This is a genomic window from Marinovum sp. (assembly GCF_048263515.1).
Lineage (GTDB): Bacteria > Pseudomonadota > Alphaproteobacteria > Rhodobacterales > Rhodobacteraceae > Marinovum.
In genome coordinates, this window is record NZ_JBLXEC010000012.1 from 45,947 (window position 1) to 61,721 (window position 15,775).

Below are 15,775 nucleotides of genomic sequence, written 5' to 3' on the forward strand. Positions count from 1 at the left end.
TTCCACAGCTTAGGCGGGGGAGCAAATCCGAGTCAATATGAACGACCGGGGCACAGGCGAAAAACCCGTGCAAAAACCGGCAATTACCAGCGCAGAACCACCGCGCCCCAGGCCAGGCCGCCGCCGATGGCCTCGGTCACGATCAGATCGCCGGGTTTGATCTGCCCGCGCTCGACGCCGACCGACAGGGCAAGGGGAATCGATGCCGCCGAGGTATTGCCGTGGTCCTGAACGGTGACGATCACCTTGTCCATCGACAGGCCCATCTTGCGGGCGGTGCCCTGAATGATGCGGATGTTGGCCTGGTGCGGCACAACCCAGTCGACATCGTCAGAGGTCACGCCGGCGCGTTCCATCGCCTTTTCGGCGGTGGCGGCCAGCTTCTCGATGGCGTGGCGGAAGACCTCCTTGCCCTGCATCCGCAGGAAGCCGGTGGTCTGGGTCGAGATGCCGCCATCGACATAGAGGATGTCCTTGTGGCGGCCGTCGGAATTCAGGTCGGTCGAGAGAATGCCGCGGTCCGATGCCGCGCCGGCGCCTTCCTGGGCCTCGAGCACCAGCGCGCCGGCACCATCGCCGAAAAGCACGCAGGTCGAGCGGTCGGTCCAGTCCATGATCCGGCTGAAGGTCTCGGCGCCGATCACCAGAACCCGTTCGGCCTGACCCGAGAGGATCAGCGCATTGGCATTGGTCAGCGCATAGGCAAAGCCGGCGCAGACCGCCTGGATGTCGAAGGCAAAGCCGCGGGTCATGCCGAGCTTGGCCTGCACCATGCTGGCGGACGAGGGGAAGGTCAGATCGGCGGTCGAAGTGGCGACGACGATGGCGTCGATATCGTCGGGCTGCAGCCCGGCCTGAGCCAGCGCGTTTTGAGCCGCCTTGGTGGCGAGGTCGGAGGTGGTCTCGTCTTCGGCGGCGAAATGGCGGCGTTCGATACCCGAGCGCGAGCGGATCCATTCGTCCGAGGTCTCGAGGGTCTTTTCAAACTCGGCGTTCTCGACCACCCGTTCCGGCAGGTAGTGGCCCGATCCGATCACAACCGCGCGTCGCGTCATTTACTGTCTCCTGTGGTTGCGGCACCGCCCTCTGAGGAGGAATCCTCCCGGGCCTGCTCGGCAACCTGTGCGGCGGCCGCGATATGGGCTGCCACCTTTTCGTTGAACCCGGCCCGTGCCAGCTGAAACGCCAGCTTGACCGCGGCGCTCACCGCCATGGCATCGGCCGATCCGTGGGACTTTACCACAGTTCCGTTCAATCCGAGAAAAACCCCGCCATTGACCCGGCGCGGATCGATCCTCTTCTGCAGGCGGCGCAGCGAGGGCAGGGCAAGAAGCGCCGCCAGCCGCGACAGCGGGGAATACTTGAAGGCTTCCTTGAGGAAGTCGCCGATCAGTCCGGCGGTGCCTTCGCCGGTCTTGAGCGCGACATTGCCGGTAAAGCCGTCGGTCACGATCACGTCGGCGCGGTTGCCGGGAATGTCGCCGCCTTCGACGAAGCCGACGAATTCGTAGCGGCCTTTCTGGGCGTGGTTGCGGATCAGGTCATGCGCCTCGCGCAGCTCCTGCCGACCCTTGTGCTCTTCGGTGCCGACATTCAGCAGACCGACGCGTGGCGGATCGACACGCAATCCGTTGCGGGCATAAGAGGCGCCCATCAGCGCATATTGGAACAGGTCGTGGGCATCGGCGCGCACATCGGCGCCGACGTCGAGCATGACGTTAAAGCCCTGCGTGTTGCGCGAGGGCCAGAGCACGCCGATCGCCGGGCGGGCAACGCCCGGCAGCTTGCGCAGCCGGATCATCGACAGCGCCATCAGCGCGCCGGTGTTGCCGCAGGAGACCGCCACGGCGGCCTCGCCGGCGCGGACCGACTCGAGCGTCGACCACATCGAGGTGCCCTTGCCGTTGCGCATCACCTGGCTGGGCTTGTCGGTCATCGAGACCACGCCCTCGGCGTTGCGAATCTCGCACCGGCCACGCAGGCTCTTGCGCTTGTCGACAAGCGCCCGCAGCTCCTCCTCGGGACCGTGCAGGATGAAGGCCAGCTCGGGGTTCTTGCGCGCCGAACGCTCTATGCCAGCGACGACAGGGCCGGGACCGCGGTCCCCGCCCATTGCGTCGATCGACAAGACGACACGTCTGTCACCCGGCCCGGCCTCAGCCGCAGTCTGTCTCGTGGGTGCGGTCATGCGGGAGAGGCCTTGCCAGAGGAAGCCTTAGGCTGCGTCTTCGTCCAGCTCGATTTCGTCTGCCACTGCAACGACTTCGCGCTCTGCGTAATGGCCGCAGGACGGGCAGACATGGTGCGGGCGCTTCAGCTCACCGCAGTTGTCGCATTCATTGGGGTTGGCAGCGACCAGGGAATCATGCGCACGGCGGTTGTTCCGGCGCGATTTGGACACTTTATTCTGCTGAACAGCCATGGCTCAATCTCTAGTCTTTCTCGGGGGGCACGTCAGGCGCGCCCACGGTTTCGGATGGTTCCGGGCAGATACGCGCACATGAGCGGTATATACAACCCCAAATCTCTCAGAGGCCGGGAAAATACGAGTTTCCGCCGCGCTTGCAAGCGATTCCTTTGACGCAGCCTGTCGCACCCATAAACGACCCGTGCCACCGCGTCCCGGACCTGATCCGGGACCTCCGGGTTCGGGGTTTTGGCGTGTGGGGGGCGTTGGGGAATGAGGCCCCGGATCAGGTCCGGGGCGTCGGTGTGCGAAGCCCGGCTCCGTGTGCTCGTCAGGCATCTGATCGGGCGCGGGGGCGTTGGCCATGAGGCCCCGGATCAGGTCCGGGGCGGCGTTGTGCCTTAAACCCGACCGTCCCGCGAGCCTCAGTTCTCCCGGGACCCGCCCTCGGTCTTGGCCTTGAGCGCCGCCAGTGCCGCGAAGGGCTTGGTGTCCTCGTCGCGCAGCGGGGCCTTGCCGGGTTCGGTCACCACCATTTCGCCAAGCGGCGGCGCATCCTCGGCGCGGGGATAGTCCGGGATGTGCAGCGCCAGTGCCTCGACCATCACCGCATGCGGGTCGATGTGGCTGCCAAGCGGCTCGCTGGTGTCATCCTCGGGCATCTCGGTCTCGGCGCCTTCCTGCGCCACCTCATCCCAGTCCGACAGATAGCGCCGCACGATCTCGGCATCGATCCGCGTGGTCACCGGTTCCAGCGTCTGCACGCAGGGCTGCACCACCGTCGCCCCCAGCCGGCCCGTCAGCACGAAGTCGCGCTTGCCCTGGCTGCGGATTTCACCCTCGAACCGCAGCTTGCGCAGGGCCGTGACGTCCAGTTCCCCGGCCAGCGCCCGGCGCTCGGGCTCGTTCGGCGTCAGGGAAAACGTATGCGGCCGGTTCTGCGGCAGTCCCGAAACCGCCAGTGCGTGTCGGCTGAAATCCATCTTTTGTGACATGAGCGCGCGCGCATCCTTTCTTGAACCATCGGCCAACCTTCTGTAAGCGGGATATAAAGTACGGCCGGTGCAAAGCAAGAGGGCAGAAATGACAGGCAGAACCAAAGCCATTCGGGTGGTCATCGCCCTGGCCTGTGCTGCCGTCCTGTCGGCCTGCGTCGCACAATACCGCAATCACGGCTACCTGCCCAGCGATACCGAGCTGGCCGATGTCATCGTCGGCGTCGACACCCGCGACACCGTGGCCGAGACCATCGGCGTGCCCGGCACCAGCGGCGTGCTCGATCAGGGCAACTATTATTATGTCGGCAGCCGGGTGCGCCACTACGGCGCCTTTCCGCCGGAAATCGTCGAGCGCGAGATCGTGGCGGTGGAATTTGACGCCGATGGCGTGGTGCGCAACATCACCCGCTACGGGCTCGAGGATGGCCGCGTGGTCATGCTGACCCGCCGCGTCACCGTGACCGGCGACGGCAACATCGGCTTTATCCGCCAGCTCTTCGGCAATATCGGCGGCATCAGCCTTGGCGGCATCGGCGAGGGCGGCTGAGCCTGCGCGCCACAGCGTCAAAGCCTCTCATCGCCAGTGACGCTTCGTCATCAATCGTTCATACTTGTCTGACAGCAAAAGGCTGACCAGCTGTTGGTCATTGGTATGCGGAAGGTTTCGATGAAAGCATTGATCAAGGGCCGGTACCGGTCTCGGCTTGCCGAGACCCCCGAAGACGTCGCCGCCGCCCAGGCGCTGCGCCACCTGGCCTTTCACGGAACCCCCGGGATCGACGCCGACCGCTTCGACGCCGCCTGCACCCATATGCTTGTCGAGGATCAGCGCGAGGACCGGCTGGTTTGCTGCTTTCGCATCCTGCCGCTGACCGGCGGCTGCGAGATCGCGCGCAGCTATTCGGCGCAATATTACGAGCTCTCGGCGCTGTCGGCCTATGAGGGCCGGATGGTCGAGATGGGCCGGTTCTGCGTGCATCCCGATGTGAATGACGCCGATGTGCTGCGGGTGGCCTGGGGCGCGATGACAGCCTATGTCGACGACAATGCGGTCGAACTGCTGTTTGGCTGCGCCTCCTTCCGCGGCACCGAGGCGAAGGAATATTACGACGCCTTCGCCATGCTTAAGGAGCGTCACCTCGGCCCCAAGCGCTGGCTGCCCAAGGTCAAGGCGCCCAATGTCTTCCGCTTTGCCGCGCGGCTCAGGCGCAAGCCCGACATGAAGCTCGCCATGCGGCGGATGCCGCCACTGCTGCGCACCTATCTGATGATGGGCGGATGGGTGTCGGACCACGCGGTGGTCGACCGACAGATGAACACGCTGCATGTCTTTACCGGGGTCGAGATCGGGTTGATCCCGCCGGCGCGCAAGAAGCTGCTGCGGGCGGTGGCGGGTTAGGGCGTCGACCGGGCTTTGGCCACGGGAAATTCACCTGACCGGAGAGCCCCGCGATCTGGCGGGGCTTGACCATTTCCCGGGGCGGCTCTAGCTGCGAGCCATGGCACAGATACCCCTTTTGCAACTCTCCGACATCTCCCTGACCTTCGGCGGCGATCCGGTCTTCGACAACCTTGATCTGGTGGTGCACGAGCGCGACCGGGTGGCGCTGGTCGGGCGCAACGGCTCCGGCAAATCGACCCTGATGAAGGTCATGGCCGGGCTGGTCGAGCCAGATCGCGGCACCCGCGTCGTGCCGCCCGGCACCAGCGTCGGCTACATGGAGCAGGAGCCCGACATGGCGGGGTTCGCCACCCTGGGCGAGTTCGCCTCCAGCGGGCTGGAGCCGGGCGAGCTCTACAAGGTCGAGCGCGCCGGCGAGGGGCTGAAGTTCGATCCGGCCCGGCCGATTGCGACGGCATCCGGCGGTGAACGGCGGCGCGCGGCGCTGGCCAAGCTGATGGCCGAGGCGCCCGACCTGATGCTGCTCGACGAGCCGACCAACCACCTGGACATCGAGGCGATCGGCTGGCTCGAACGCGAGCTCAAGGCGACGCGGGCGGCCTTTGTGCTGATCTCGCACGACCGGGCGTTTCTGAACGAGCTCACCCGCGCGACGCTCTGGATCGACCGCGGCATGACCCGTCGTCAGGAAAAGGGGTTCCGCGACTTCGAGGCCTGGCGCGACAAGACCTGGGAGGAAGAGGACCAGGCGCGCCACAAGCTCGACCGCAAGATCAAGAGCGAGGCGCGCTGGGCCGTCGAGGGCATCAGCGCAAGGCGCAAGCGCAACATGGGCCGGGTGCGCGCCCTTGGCGAGCTGCGGGCGGAACGGTCGTCGCAGATCAAGCGCGCCGGCACCGCCGCCATGGCACTGGAAGCCGGACCCAAGAGCGGCAAGAAGGTGGTGGAAGCTACAGGAATTACAAAGACCTACGGCGACAAGTTGATCTGCCGCGACTTCTCTCTGCGGATCCAGCGCGGCGACCGGGTGGCCTTTGTCGGGCCGAATGGTGTGGGCAAGACCACGCTGCTGAAAATCCTGCTGGGCGAGATCGAACCTGACGCCGGCAGCGTCTCGCTCGGCACCAATCTGGTGCCGGCAGTATTCGACCAGGCGCGGGCGCGGCTCGACCTTGGCGCCACGCTTTGGGACAACCTGACCGGCGATCCGGAAATGCGGGTGTCCGGCAAGGCCGACCAGATCATGGTGCGCGGTCAGCCCAAGCACGTCGTGGGCTATCTCAAGGAGTTCCTGTTCGACGAACGGCAGGCCCGGGCGCCGATTTCTTCGCTGTCTGGCGGTGAACGGGCGCGGCTCTTGCTGGCCAAGATCATGGCGCGGGAAAGCAATCTGCTGGTGCTCGACGAACCGACCAACGATCTCGATGTCGAGACACTGGACCTGTTGCAGGATTTGCTGGGCGACTACGACGGCACAGTGCTGCTGGTCAGCCACGACCGGGATTTCCTTGACCGGGTGGCGGCGACGACGATCGCCATGGAGGGCGACGGCAAGGTCACCGCCTATGCCGGTGGATGGAGCGATTATCAGGCGCAGAAGCAGCCTGAGGATAACCCGGAGAAGGGCGAAAAGCCAAAAGCTTCGAAGCCGAAAGCGAAGCAACAGGTGAAGAGCGCGGCGAATGGCCTGAGCTTTACCGAGAAACACCGGCTCGAGGCGTTGCCGGCGCTGATCGAGCGGCTCGAGGCCGAGATCCGCAAGCTCGAGGAGCTGCTGGCGGACCCGCAGCTCTTCACCCGCGAGCCGATGAAGTTCAAGAAAGCCACGGAAGCCCTTGTAGAGCGGCAGGAAAAGCTGGCCGCCGCCGAGGAGGAATGGCTGATGCTCGAGGAAAAGGCCAGCTAGGCGATGCAGCGGCAACCGGGCCGGTCGACACCGTCCAGGCCTCGCGCCCGCCGCGCAAATCGGTCAGATTGGCTGACATGACAGAGGCGGTTTTCATCGGGTCCGGCATCTACCGCGGCTCTACCTACGGCGCGCAGCATCCGCTGAGCATTCCCCGGGTGCCGACGGTGATCGACCTGTCGCGGTCGCTGGGCTGGCTGCCGGAGGGGCGCTACCGCGTCTCGCCGCGGGCCAAGCCGGTGGCGTTGCAGACCTTCCACACACCCCGGTACATCACCGCGCTTCAGGCCGCCGAGGCCGCGCAGGCGGTGAGCGACGACATCCGCGACCGCCACGGGCTGGGCACCCTGTCGAACCCGATCTACGGCGAGATGTTTCGCCGTCCGGCCACCGCCGCCGGCGGCTCTCTGCTGGGCGCGGCGCTGCTGCGGGACGGCGGCATCGTCTTCAACCCCGGCGGCGGCACCCATCACGGCATGGCCGACCGGGCGGCCGGCTTCTGCTACCTCAACGATCCGGTGCTGGCGCTGCTGGCCTTTCGGGCGCAGGGGCTCAAGCGGATCCTCTATCTCGACATCGACGCGCACCATTGCGACGGGGTCGAGGCGGCGCTGGCCGGCGCGCCGGACATCCGGATGATCTCGGTCCACGAGGCAAAGCGCTGGCCCTTCACCGGCGACTTTACCGACCGCGCCGATGGCGCGGCGCTCAACCTGCCGGTGCCGCGGGGTTTCAACGACAGCGAATTCGCGCTTCTGCGCGACCGGGTGATCCTGCCGGCGATCGACCGGCTGGATCCGCAGGTGATCGTGCTGCAATGCGGTGCCGATGCGGTCGAGGAGGACCCTCTGGCGCGGTTGAGCCTGTCGAACCAAGCGCATTTCGATCTCGTGGCGCGTCTGAAACACGCGGCCCCGCGGCTCCTGGTGCTGGGCGGTGGCGGTTACAATCCCTGGAGCGTCGGGCGGCTCTGGACCGGGGTCTGGGGCGTGCTGAGCAGGCAGGACCTGCCGGAGCAGCTGGAGGGCGAGCCGCGCGAAATCCTCGAGGCGCTGACCTGGGTGCGACAGCGCGGGGCGGTGCCGGGCTATCTCACCAAGACGCTGCAGGACGTGCCGCGCCCGGGACCGGTGCGCGCCGAAATCGACACCTTGGCCGACGCGGCGAGAGAACTGGCAAAGCGGTGGGATTGGAGCGGGTAACGGGAATTGAACCCGTAACTTAAGCTTGGGAAGCTCGCGTGATACCTTTTCACCATACCCGCGCTCTGGGGGCTGGAAATACCGCAGCGGCGGCGGTTCTGCAAGAGGGATGGCGCCCGACCAAGGTCAGAAAAGCGACGCTGGCAGGACCTGGGCCCAACCAGCGACAGCGATCAATTGAAGTGGTAATTCCAGTAGATCGAGGCGACGCCCAGCTTGGCATCGACGTCGAAGGATTCGTTGAAGTTCGAGGGCGAGGAGGTGCCGTCATGCTCCATGGTGCCGAAGTCGAAGTGGCGATAGCTCATGCCCACCGACACGCGATCGGACACCTTGTAGCCCACGCCAACGCCGGCGACATAGCCGGTGCGCTTCTCCTCTTTTTCGAATTCCTCGAGAAAGAAATTGTCGTCGTGCTTGATGCCGACCGAGGCGGTTGCGACACCGGCCTCGATATAGGGTTTCAGACGGCCCCGCGCAAAGCCCACCTGACCGGTCAAGGCAAGCGGGTTCCTGATAGAGCCCGAGAATTCGTCGGAGGCGAAGTAGGGGCTCTGGGCCTGGTGTTCGAGGTCGAGTGCCAGGCCGCTCAGTTCGACACCAAATACCAGGTTGTTCGACGTCTGAAAGGCATAGCCCAATTGCACGCCCGCAGCGCCGCGTTCGATCTCGACATCGAAATCGTCGCCGGGCGCAGTGGAATAGAATCCGCCGTCGTTGTCTTCCCAGTCCACGTTCCCGCGCGCGTAGTTGGCGCCGATACCGCCGTAGAAGCCGGACCAGTCGACACCCTGCGGCGGTGCGGGGATCGGCACCGGGATGGGGGCTGGCGCCGGCGTGGGGTCGAAACCGGCGGCCTAGGCGGCGCCGGCGCTGGCGAGGGCTGCGACAATCGCCGCCCGGGATATCTGTGAGAGTCTGGTGGTCATTTGAAAACCCTATTATTATCAACCGATTGACGTGGAAACGGCCGTTTCGGTTACAGCTGCCTCGTTCCGAAAGGCGGGCCTTTCGGACGGTTCGGAATGAGGATCCCGAACCGCATCTAAACACGACTCATGCGGGTGCGGGTGATCACATATTATTGCTGAAGGCGATGCGTTGCCGTAACGTCACAGTGTGGCGGGCGAGCCGCGGCAGACCGCCCATGTCGGGCGTTCTGCACTGGTGCCCTCGCCGCGCGATCAGCCGCGCCGGCGCCGCCGTCTGCGGCCGCCGTCGCCCTCGTCACCGCCGGTGTTGAAGCTGACGTCGGGCAGGGTGACCAGCTTGAGCAGTTCCGGAAAGGGATCGGTGGCATGGGGGATGGCGTTGGCGTTGACGAAATGCTCCTGAAATTTCGGCTCGATCGCGGTCTCGACCTTGGTGATCTGGCGCACCACGCGCTCGATTTCGGCCCGTGCGGCAACATTGCAGAGCGCGATGCGCGCGCCGGTGCCGGCGGCATTGCCGGCGCTGGTCACCTTGTCGAGCGGTACGTCCGGGATCATCCCCAGCACCATGGCATGTAGCGGCGAGATATGCGCGCCAAAGGCCCCGGCCAGCACCACCCGGTCGACATGATCGACACCGCGAGTGTCCATCAACAGCCGTGCCCCGGCGTATAGTGCTGATTTCGCGAGCTGAATGGCGCGGATATCGCCCTGGGTCACGGTGATGCGCGGACCGCCCTCGGCGCTGGCATCGTGGATCAGATAGGCGTGCGTCCGCCCCTCGGGGATCGAACGCGGCGTGCCGGTGTGATCGGCACCGCCGATCAGGCCGGAGGCATCGACCAGACCGGCAAGGCGCATTTCGGCCACCGCCTCGATGATGCCGGAGCCGCAGATGCCGGTGATGCCGGTGGCGGCGGTGGCCTCGTCAAACCCGTCCTCGTCGGACCAGAGATCGCAGCCGATGACGCGGAAACGCGGCTCCTTGGTCACGGGGTCGATGCGGATCGCCTCGATGGCGCCGGGCGCGGCGCGCTGTCCTGAGGAGATCTGCGCGCCTTCAAAGGCCGGGCCGGTGGGCGAGGAACAGGCCAGAACGCGGGTCTTGTCGCCCAGCAGGATCTCGGCATTGGTGCCGACGTCGACCATCAGGGCGAGGTCCTCGCTCTTGCCGGGCTCTTCCGACAGCGCCACCGCCGCGGCATCGGCGCCGACGTGGCCGGCGATGCAAGGCAGCACATAGGTCCTGGCGCGCGGGTTGATCGCGGTCAGGTCAAGCTCGCGCGCGTCGATCCGGAGCGACTCGGAGGTGGCCAGCGCAAAGGGCGCCTGTCCCAGTTCCACCGGGTCGATGCCCAGCAGCAGGTGGTGCATCACCGGGTTGCAGACAAAAACCGTCTCGACGATCAGCGCCGGGTCGATTTCCGCCTCTTTGGCGATTTCCTCGAACAGGGTGTTGAGCGCCTCGCGCACCGCCGCCGTCATCTCGGCCTCGCCGCCGGGGTTCATCATCGCATAGGACACCCGGCTCATCAGGTCTTCGCCAAAGCGGATCTGCGGGTTCATGATGCCGGACGAGGCCTTGACTTCGCCGGTCTCCAGATCGGTGAGATGCGCCGCGATGGTGGTGGAGCCAAGGTCGATGGCGAGACCGTAAAGCCCGGCCTCATGCAGCCCGGGCCAGATGTCGATCACCGTCGAGCGGTCGGCCTTGTGGTCGCGGTGCAGCGCCACGGTGACCTTCCACTGGCCCTTGCGCAGCACTTTCTGGAGTTTACCCATCAGGCCAAGATCGGCGCGCAGACCCTTGATCTCCCATTGCTTTTCAAGCGCGCGTTCCAGCCGCTCGAAATCGCCGGTGGGTTCGTGCATATCGGGCTCTTCGACCTCGACAAAATAGAGCCGCGTCGCCGGGTCCATGGTGATGACGCGGGCGCTGGCCGCCTTGCGCACCACCTGCTTGTGCACCTGGCTTTCGGGCGGCACGTCGATCACCACGTCCGATTGCAACGTCGCCTGACAGCCCAGCCGACGGCCGGGTTTCAGCCCGCGCTTCTGGTCGTAGCGTTCCTCGACCGAATTCCAGGGCGACAGCGCGTCGGGCGCAACGGTCACGCCGTGCTTGGAAAACTCGCCCACGCCGGGGGTGATCTGGCATTTCGAACAGATGCCGCGCCCACCGCAGACCGAGTCGAGATCGACGCCCAGCTGCCGGGCGGCGGTCAGGATCGGTGTGCCGGCAGGAAAGCGGCCGCGTTTGCCGGAGGGGGTAAAGACGACAAGGGGATCTTGGGGGGCCATGGGATTCTCTTTCACGCGTTTGGCGCGACTATAGGCAGCGAGCGCCAGAGGGAAAGGCCACAAGCGGCAGGCGGGGCCGCGGATGCGTCAGCGTGCCTCGGCCTCGTCGAGCCAATGCAGGATCTCGCCGCGGTTGCCGTCGAGGTCGGGCGCCGGCGGCCGGGTGGTGCGATCCTCCATCCCCGACAGCTTGATCGGGTTGCCGGCGGCAGTAAAGGCATGCCGCCCGTTCCGGTCGAGCACGTCGACCACCATTTTCCGCGCGAGGATCTGCGGGTCCTTGAGCACCTGCGCCACATCCTGGATCGGCGCGGTCGGAATGCCCGCGGCGCCGAGCTTGGCAATCCAGAAAGCAGTGGTGTTGTCCAGCGTCACCGCTTCGATCAAGCGCTTGAGAAGGCGGGCATTCTTGCAACGCGCCGGGTTGGTGGCAAAGCGCGGATCCTCGTTGATCGGCAGCGCCAGGCAAATGCAGAGCTTTTCGAACAGCTGGTCGTTGCCGGCGGCGATGACAAAGAGCCCGTCAGAGGCGTGGAAGGTCTCGAAGGGGGTGATCGAGGGATGGCGCGCGCCGGTGCGGCCCGGTGGCGTGCCGGTGGCGGTGGTGATGGCAATCGCATGTTCCAGGATCGCCAATTGGCTGTCGAGCATGGCAATGTCGATCTTGCGCCCCTTGCCGGTCTGCTCGCGGTCATAAAGCGCCGCCAGCACGCCCTGGGTCAGGTACATGCCGGCGATAATGTCGCCGATCGAGGCGCCGACGCGCACCGGGTCGCGGCCTTTCTCGCCGGTGATCGACATCACCCCGCCGCGGGCCTGGGCCACCATGTCATAGGCGGGTCGCTTGGCATCCGGCCCGGTGTGGCCAAAGCCCGAGACCGCGCCATAGATCAGCCGCGGATAGGCGGCGTGCAGGTCGGACCAGCCATAGCCCAGCCGTTCCATTACCCCGGGGCGAAAGTTCTCGACCACCACGTCGGCGCGCGCCAGCAACCGGTGAAAGACCACGCGGTCGGCTTCGGCCTTCAGATCGAGGGCGATGCTTTTCTTGGAGTGATTGAGCGCCGAAAAATAGGCACTCTTGCCGTCCTTGAACGGCGGAAAGGCGCGTGTGTCGTCGCCGCTGCGCGGCCGTTCGACCTTGATCACCCGGGCGCCCAGATCGGCCAGCGTCATGGTGGCAAAGGGCCCGGCCAGCACATGGGTCAGGTCGAGGACGGTCACATTGGCAAGCGGATTGGGCATTGGCGATTCCCCGGGTTGATCGGCCTCAGACTACGCCGGGAGTATGACCGATATTTTGACGCGAGCGGCAAGGCAGCCTGCAGCCTTGGGCTGATTTCGGCCCATCGCTTCGGGGCGGGGCCTGATTTCCGGGCAGCGGAAAGCCGGTTTTCCCTTGCGCAGCCGCGGTGTAGCATCCGCGCAAGATTTCAACGCTCTCAACGGAAGCTCCCCGATGTCTGACCTGATCTTTGCCGACAGCCTTTCGCGGCTGGGAACCGAAAGCGCCTTCATGGTGCTGGCGCGCGCCTCGAAACTGGCGGCCGAGGGGCGCGACATCATCAACCTCGGGATCGGCCAGCCGGATTTCCAGACGCCCGAACATATCGTCGAAGCCGGGATCAAGGCGCTGCGTGACGGTCATCACGGCTATACGCCCGCCAACGGGTTGCCGGCGCTGCGCGAGGCGGTGGCGGCGGATCTGCACCGTCGACACGGCGCCGAGGTCAACCCCGACAACGTGGTGGTGGTGCCGGGGGGCAAGCCGACGATGTTCTTTGCCGTGCTGATGTTCGGCCAGCCGGGCACGGAAATCATGTATCCGAACCCCGGCTTTCCGATCTACGAGTCGGTGATCAAGTATTCCGGCGCGACGCCGGTGCCGATCCGGTTGCGCGAGGAGAACGGCTTTGCCTTTTCCGCCGACGAGGTGCTGGGCCAGATCACCGACAAGACCCGGCTGATCATCATCAATTCGCCCGCCAATCCCACCGGCGGCGTCACGCCGCGCGAAGAGATCGACAAGCTGGTCAAGGGTTTGCTGGATCATCCTCACGTGGCGCTTCTGTCTGACGAGATCTATAGCCAGATGCTCTATCACGGTCAGGAGCACGTCAGCCTGCTGCAATATCCCGAGATCCGCGACCGGCTGATCCTGCTCGATGGCTGGTCCAAGACCTATGCGATGACCGGCTGGCGGCTGGGGTTCGCGGTCTGGCCGGAGGCGGCGGTGGACCATGTCACGCGGCTTTGCATCAACGACCATTCCTGCGTCAACGCCAGCGCGCAATACGCCGGCCTTGCCGCGCTGACCGGCCCGCAGGACGCGGTAACGCAGATGGTGGCAGAGTTCGACAGCCGCCGCGCGGTGATCGTCGAGGCGCTGAATGCGCTGCCGGGGGTGCGGTGCACGGACCCCGGCGGCGCGTTTTATGCCTTCCCGAACATCGAGGGCACCGGCATGAGCGCCATGGAGGCGCAGAACCGGTTTCTCGACGAGGCTGGGGTGGCCACCGTGGCGGGCACCTCGTTCGGCGCGATGGGCGAAGGCTACCTGCGGTTCTCCTACGCCAATTCCGAGGACAACATCCGCAGGGCCATCGACCGCATCGCCGCCATTCTCTAGGCCCTCAGGCGACGGGCAGAGCGCCGCCCATGGCGCTGGCCTCCTCGTAGTACGGGCAAGCGACGCAATGGCCCGGCGCCGCCTCGAGCAGCGGCGGCCGCTCCTTGGCACAGGCGTCTCGCGCGATCGGACAGCGGGTGCGAAAGACACAGCCCGACGGCGGGTTCATCGGCGAGGGCAGCTCGCCGGTCAGCACCGGCCGGTCACGGCTGCGCTCGAGCTTCGGATCGGGGATCGGCACCGAGGAGATCAGCGCCCGCGTATAGGGGTGCTTGGGGTCGCCCGTGACCTCTGCCGCGGTGCCGGTCTCGACGATACGGCCGAGGTAGAGCACGTCGATCCGCGTCGAGATATGGCGCACCACCGAGAGGTCATGCGCAATGAACATCAGGCTCAGGCCCATGTCTTTTTGCAAGCCCTTCAAAAGGTTTACCACCTGAGCCTGCACCGATACATCAAGTGCTGACACCGGCTCGTCGCAGATCACCAGCTCGGGCTCGGTGATCAGCGCGCGGGCGATGCCGATGCGCTGGCACTGGCCGCCGGAGAACTCGTGCGGATAGCGGTTCTGCAGGTTTGGCAGAAGGCCCACACGCTCCATCATCTCGCCGACGCGGCGGCGCTGTTCCTTGGCATCCAGATCGCCGCGGTGGGTTTTCAGCGGCTCGGCGATGATCTGACCGACGTTCATCCGCGGGTCGAGCGCCGCCAGCGGATCCTGAAAGACCATCTGAACATGGCGGCCATGGGCGCGCCGCTCTGACGGTTTCAGAGCGGTGATGTCCTTGCCCTTCCACAACACCTGGCCGCCCGTAGGCTTGACCGTGCCGACGATGGCGCGGGCCAGCGTCGACTTGCCCGATCCGCTTTCGCCGACGAGACCCAGCGTCTCGCCACGGTTCACGGTCAGGTTGGCCTTGGACACCGCCTGCAGGCCGTCCGGCTTGGTCCAAGGCATGGCGCCGCGTTTCGGGATGTCGAAGGTGACGTCGAGATCGCGGGTTTCCAGCAGCACGTCGGTCATCGGTGAACCTCCTCCCGGGGCGCATGGCAGGCGCGTTTGCGGTCATCGTCGAAGCGTTCCAGCGGCGGCATCTTCTCCGGGCAGGGCCCATGCGCCAATGGGCAGCGCGGGGTGAAGGGGCAGCCGCCGGTGAGCCCCAGCAGATCCGGCGGATCGCCGGGGATGGTCAGCAGCTCGTCCTGCGGAATGTCGAGCCGCGGCACGGCGGCAAGCAGGCCCAGGGTATAGGGATGCGAGGGCGTCTCGAAGACCTTGTCGGTCGGGCCGGTCTCCATCACCCGGCCGCCATACATCACCATGGTGCGTTCGCAGGTGCCGGCGACAATGCCCAGATCATGGGTGATCAGGATGATCGCGGTGCCGAACTCGGCCCGGACCTCGCTCAAAAGCTCCATGATCTGCGCCTGCACCGTGACGTCGAGCGCGGTGGTCGGCTCGTCGGCGATCAACAGCGCCGGGCGGCAGAGCAGGGCCATGGCGATCATGATCCGCTGGCGCATCCCGCCAGAGAACTCGTGCGGATACATGCCCAGCCGCTGTTTGGCGTCGGGAATGCGCACCGCGTCGAGCATCTTGGCGGATTCGTTCAGCGCCTCGCGCTTCGACATGCCGCGGTGCAGTTGCAGCACCTCGGCCATCTGGGTGCCGATCTTGAGGTAGGGGTTCAGCGAGGTCATCGGATCCTGGAAGATCATCGCCACCCGCTCGGCTCGCACGGAATTCAGCTTGGCCTCCGGCAGGTTGAGGATCTCCTGGCCTTCGATCTTGACCGAGCCCTCGGAGCGGCCGTTGCGCGCCAGCAGCCCCAGCATGGCAAAGGCCAGCTGCGTCTTGCCGGACCCGCTTTCGCCGACGATGGCCAGGGTGTCCTGTTTGGCCAGGTCTAGCGAGATGCCGTTGACCGCGCGCACCGTGCCGTCGGGCGTGTCGAAGCTGACCGAGAGGTCGCGGACGGAGAGTAGTTGCTCTGTCAT

At 65.8% G+C, this 15,775-nt stretch carries 14 protein-coding genes and 1 tRNA gene; 5 read left to right on the top strand and 10 right to left on the bottom strand.

Annotation, left to right across the window (positions count from 1 at the left end; translation table 11 throughout):
- Positions 1 to 83 precede the first annotated feature (83 nt).
- From ACN0SE_RS12470 to ACN0SE_RS12485, 4 genes are all read right to left on the bottom strand, one after another.
- On the bottom strand, positions 84 to 1,055 hold the full coding sequence (locus tag ACN0SE_RS12470) for a beta-ketoacyl-ACP synthase III (protein ID WP_417524851.1): 972 nt from the start codon (positions 1,053 to 1,055) through the stop codon (positions 84 to 86).
- A complete protein-coding gene (gene plsX / locus ACN0SE_RS12475; RefSeq protein ID WP_417524852.1) occupies positions 1,052 to 2,188 on the bottom strand; it encodes a phosphate acyltransferase PlsX in 1,137 nt (378 codons plus the stop codon). Before plsX ends, ACN0SE_RS12470 begins: the two co-directional genes overlap by 4 nt.
- 27 nt (positions 2,189 to 2,215) lie before the next feature.
- Positions 2,216 to 2,422 (bottom strand): 50S ribosomal protein L32, encoded by a 207-nt coding sequence (gene rpmF, locus ACN0SE_RS12480; RefSeq protein WP_048531890.1) that lies wholly within the window; start codon positions 2,420 to 2,422, stop codon positions 2,216 to 2,218.
- Between the two features lie 410 nt (positions 2,423 to 2,832).
- The gene (locus ACN0SE_RS12485; RefSeq protein WP_417524853.1) at positions 2,833 to 3,402 is read right to left on the bottom strand and encodes a YceD family protein; all 570 of its coding nucleotides are present in this window, start codon (positions 3,400 to 3,402) and stop codon (positions 2,833 to 2,835) included.
- 88 nt (positions 3,403 to 3,490) lie between these two features.
- Between ACN0SE_RS12485 and ACN0SE_RS12490 the strand changes: the two genes are divergently transcribed.
- From ACN0SE_RS12490 to ACN0SE_RS12505, 4 genes are all read left to right on the top strand, one after another.
- Positions 3,491 to 3,952: an outer membrane protein assembly factor BamE gene (locus ACN0SE_RS12490; protein ID WP_417524854.1), complete on the top strand. Its 462-nt coding sequence runs from the start codon at positions 3,491 to 3,493 to the stop codon at positions 3,950 to 3,952.
- Between the two features lie 120 nt (positions 3,953 to 4,072).
- On the top strand, positions 4,073 to 4,804 hold the full coding sequence (locus ACN0SE_RS12495; protein WP_417524855.1) for a GNAT family N-acetyltransferase: 732 nt from the start codon (positions 4,073 to 4,075) through the stop codon (positions 4,802 to 4,804).
- A 100-nt stretch (positions 4,805 to 4,904) separates the two neighbouring features.
- On the top strand, positions 4,905 to 6,713 hold the full coding sequence (locus ACN0SE_RS12500; protein ID WP_417524856.1) for an ABC-F family ATP-binding cassette domain-containing protein: 1,809 nt from the start codon (positions 4,905 to 4,907) through the stop codon (positions 6,711 to 6,713).
- A 77-nt stretch (positions 6,714 to 6,790) separates the two neighbouring features.
- Positions 6,791 to 7,915 (top strand): acetoin utilization protein AcuC, encoded by a 1,125-nt coding sequence (locus ACN0SE_RS12505; protein WP_417524857.1) that lies wholly within the window; start codon positions 6,791 to 6,793, stop codon positions 7,913 to 7,915.
- Here the strand turns inward: ACN0SE_RS12505 and ACN0SE_RS12510 are convergent.
- The 4 genes from ACN0SE_RS12510 to ACN0SE_RS12525 form a co-directional block, all read right to left on the bottom strand.
- Positions 7,904 to 7,977, bottom strand: a tRNA-Gly gene (locus tag ACN0SE_RS12510). The two genes, ACN0SE_RS12505 and ACN0SE_RS12510, sit on opposite strands and share 12 nt — an antisense overlap.
- Positions 7,978 to 8,088: 111 nt before the next feature.
- A complete protein-coding gene (locus ACN0SE_RS12515; RefSeq protein WP_417524858.1) occupies positions 8,089 to 8,730 on the bottom strand; it encodes an outer membrane protein in 642 nt (213 codons plus the stop codon).
- 369 nt (positions 8,731 to 9,099) lie between these two features.
- Positions 9,100 to 11,148 (bottom strand): ASKHA domain-containing protein, encoded by a 2,049-nt coding sequence (locus tag ACN0SE_RS12520; protein WP_417524859.1) that lies wholly within the window; start codon positions 11,146 to 11,148, stop codon positions 9,100 to 9,102.
- Between the two features lie 87 nt (positions 11,149 to 11,235).
- On the bottom strand, positions 11,236 to 12,393 hold the full coding sequence (locus ACN0SE_RS12525; RefSeq protein WP_417524860.1) for a CaiB/BaiF CoA transferase family protein: 1,158 nt from the start codon (positions 12,391 to 12,393) through the stop codon (positions 11,236 to 11,238).
- A gap of 214 nt (positions 12,394 to 12,607) precedes the next feature.
- Between ACN0SE_RS12525 and ACN0SE_RS12530 the strand changes: the two genes are divergently transcribed.
- Positions 12,608 to 13,777 (top strand): pyridoxal phosphate-dependent aminotransferase, encoded by a 1,170-nt coding sequence (locus ACN0SE_RS12530; protein WP_417524861.1) that lies wholly within the window; start codon positions 12,608 to 12,610, stop codon positions 13,775 to 13,777.
- A 4-nt stretch (positions 13,778 to 13,781) separates the two neighbouring features.
- Here ACN0SE_RS12530 and ACN0SE_RS12535 read toward each other — a convergent pair whose 3' ends face one another.
- Entirely contained in the window at positions 13,782 to 14,801 is a 1,020-nt protein-coding gene (locus ACN0SE_RS12535; RefSeq protein WP_417524862.1) for an ABC transporter ATP-binding protein, read from the bottom strand.
- On the bottom strand, positions 14,798 to 15,775 hold the full coding sequence (locus ACN0SE_RS12540) for an oligopeptide/dipeptide ABC transporter ATP-binding protein (RefSeq protein ID WP_417524863.1): 978 nt from the start codon (positions 15,773 to 15,775) through the stop codon (positions 14,798 to 14,800). The genes ACN0SE_RS12535 and ACN0SE_RS12540 overlap by 4 nt, the downstream gene beginning before the upstream one ends.

What these genes read in the sequence shown, in the direction of transcription:
- ACN0SE_RS12470 (WP_417524851.1), bottom strand. Translation starts at nt 1,055, where the DNA reads ATGACGCGACGCGCGGTTGTGATCGGATCGGGCCACTACCTGCCGGAA.
- plsX (WP_417524852.1), bottom strand. Translation starts at nt 2,188, where the DNA reads ATGACCGCACCCACGAGACAGACTGCGGCTGAGGCCGGGCCGGGTGAC.
- rpmF (WP_048531890.1), bottom strand. Translation starts at nt 2,422, where the DNA reads ATGGCTGTTCAGCAGAATAAAGTGTCCAAATCGCGCCGGAACAACCGC.
- ACN0SE_RS12485 (WP_417524853.1), bottom strand. Translation starts at nt 3,402, where the DNA reads ATGTCACAAAAGATGGATTTCAGCCGACACGCACTGGCGGTTTCGGGA.
- ACN0SE_RS12490 (WP_417524854.1), top strand. Translation starts at nt 3,491, where the DNA reads ATGACAGGCAGAACCAAAGCCATTCGGGTGGTCATCGCCCTGGCCTGT.
- ACN0SE_RS12495 (WP_417524855.1), top strand. Translation starts at nt 4,073, where the DNA reads ATGAAAGCATTGATCAAGGGCCGGTACCGGTCTCGGCTTGCCGAGACC.
- ACN0SE_RS12500 (WP_417524856.1), top strand. Translation starts at nt 4,905, where the DNA reads ATGGCACAGATACCCCTTTTGCAACTCTCCGACATCTCCCTGACCTTC.
- ACN0SE_RS12505 (WP_417524857.1), top strand. Translation starts at nt 6,791, where the DNA reads ATGACAGAGGCGGTTTTCATCGGGTCCGGCATCTACCGCGGCTCTACC.
- ACN0SE_RS12520 (WP_417524859.1), bottom strand. Translation starts at nt 11,148, where the DNA reads ATGGCCCCCCAAGATCCCCTTGTCGTCTTTACCCCCTCCGGCAAACGC.
- ACN0SE_RS12525 (WP_417524860.1), bottom strand. Translation starts at nt 12,393, where the DNA reads ATGCCCAATCCGCTTGCCAATGTGACCGTCCTCGACCTGACCCATGTG.
- ACN0SE_RS12530 (WP_417524861.1), top strand. Translation starts at nt 12,608, where the DNA reads ATGTCTGACCTGATCTTTGCCGACAGCCTTTCGCGGCTGGGAACCGAA.
- ACN0SE_RS12535 (WP_417524862.1), bottom strand. Translation starts at nt 14,801, where the DNA reads ATGACCGACGTGCTGCTGGAAACCCGCGATCTCGACGTCACCTTCGAC.
- ACN0SE_RS12540 (WP_417524863.1), bottom strand. Translation starts at nt 15,775, where the DNA reads ATGACAGAGCAACTACTCTCCGTCCGCGACCTCTCGGTCAGCTTCGAC.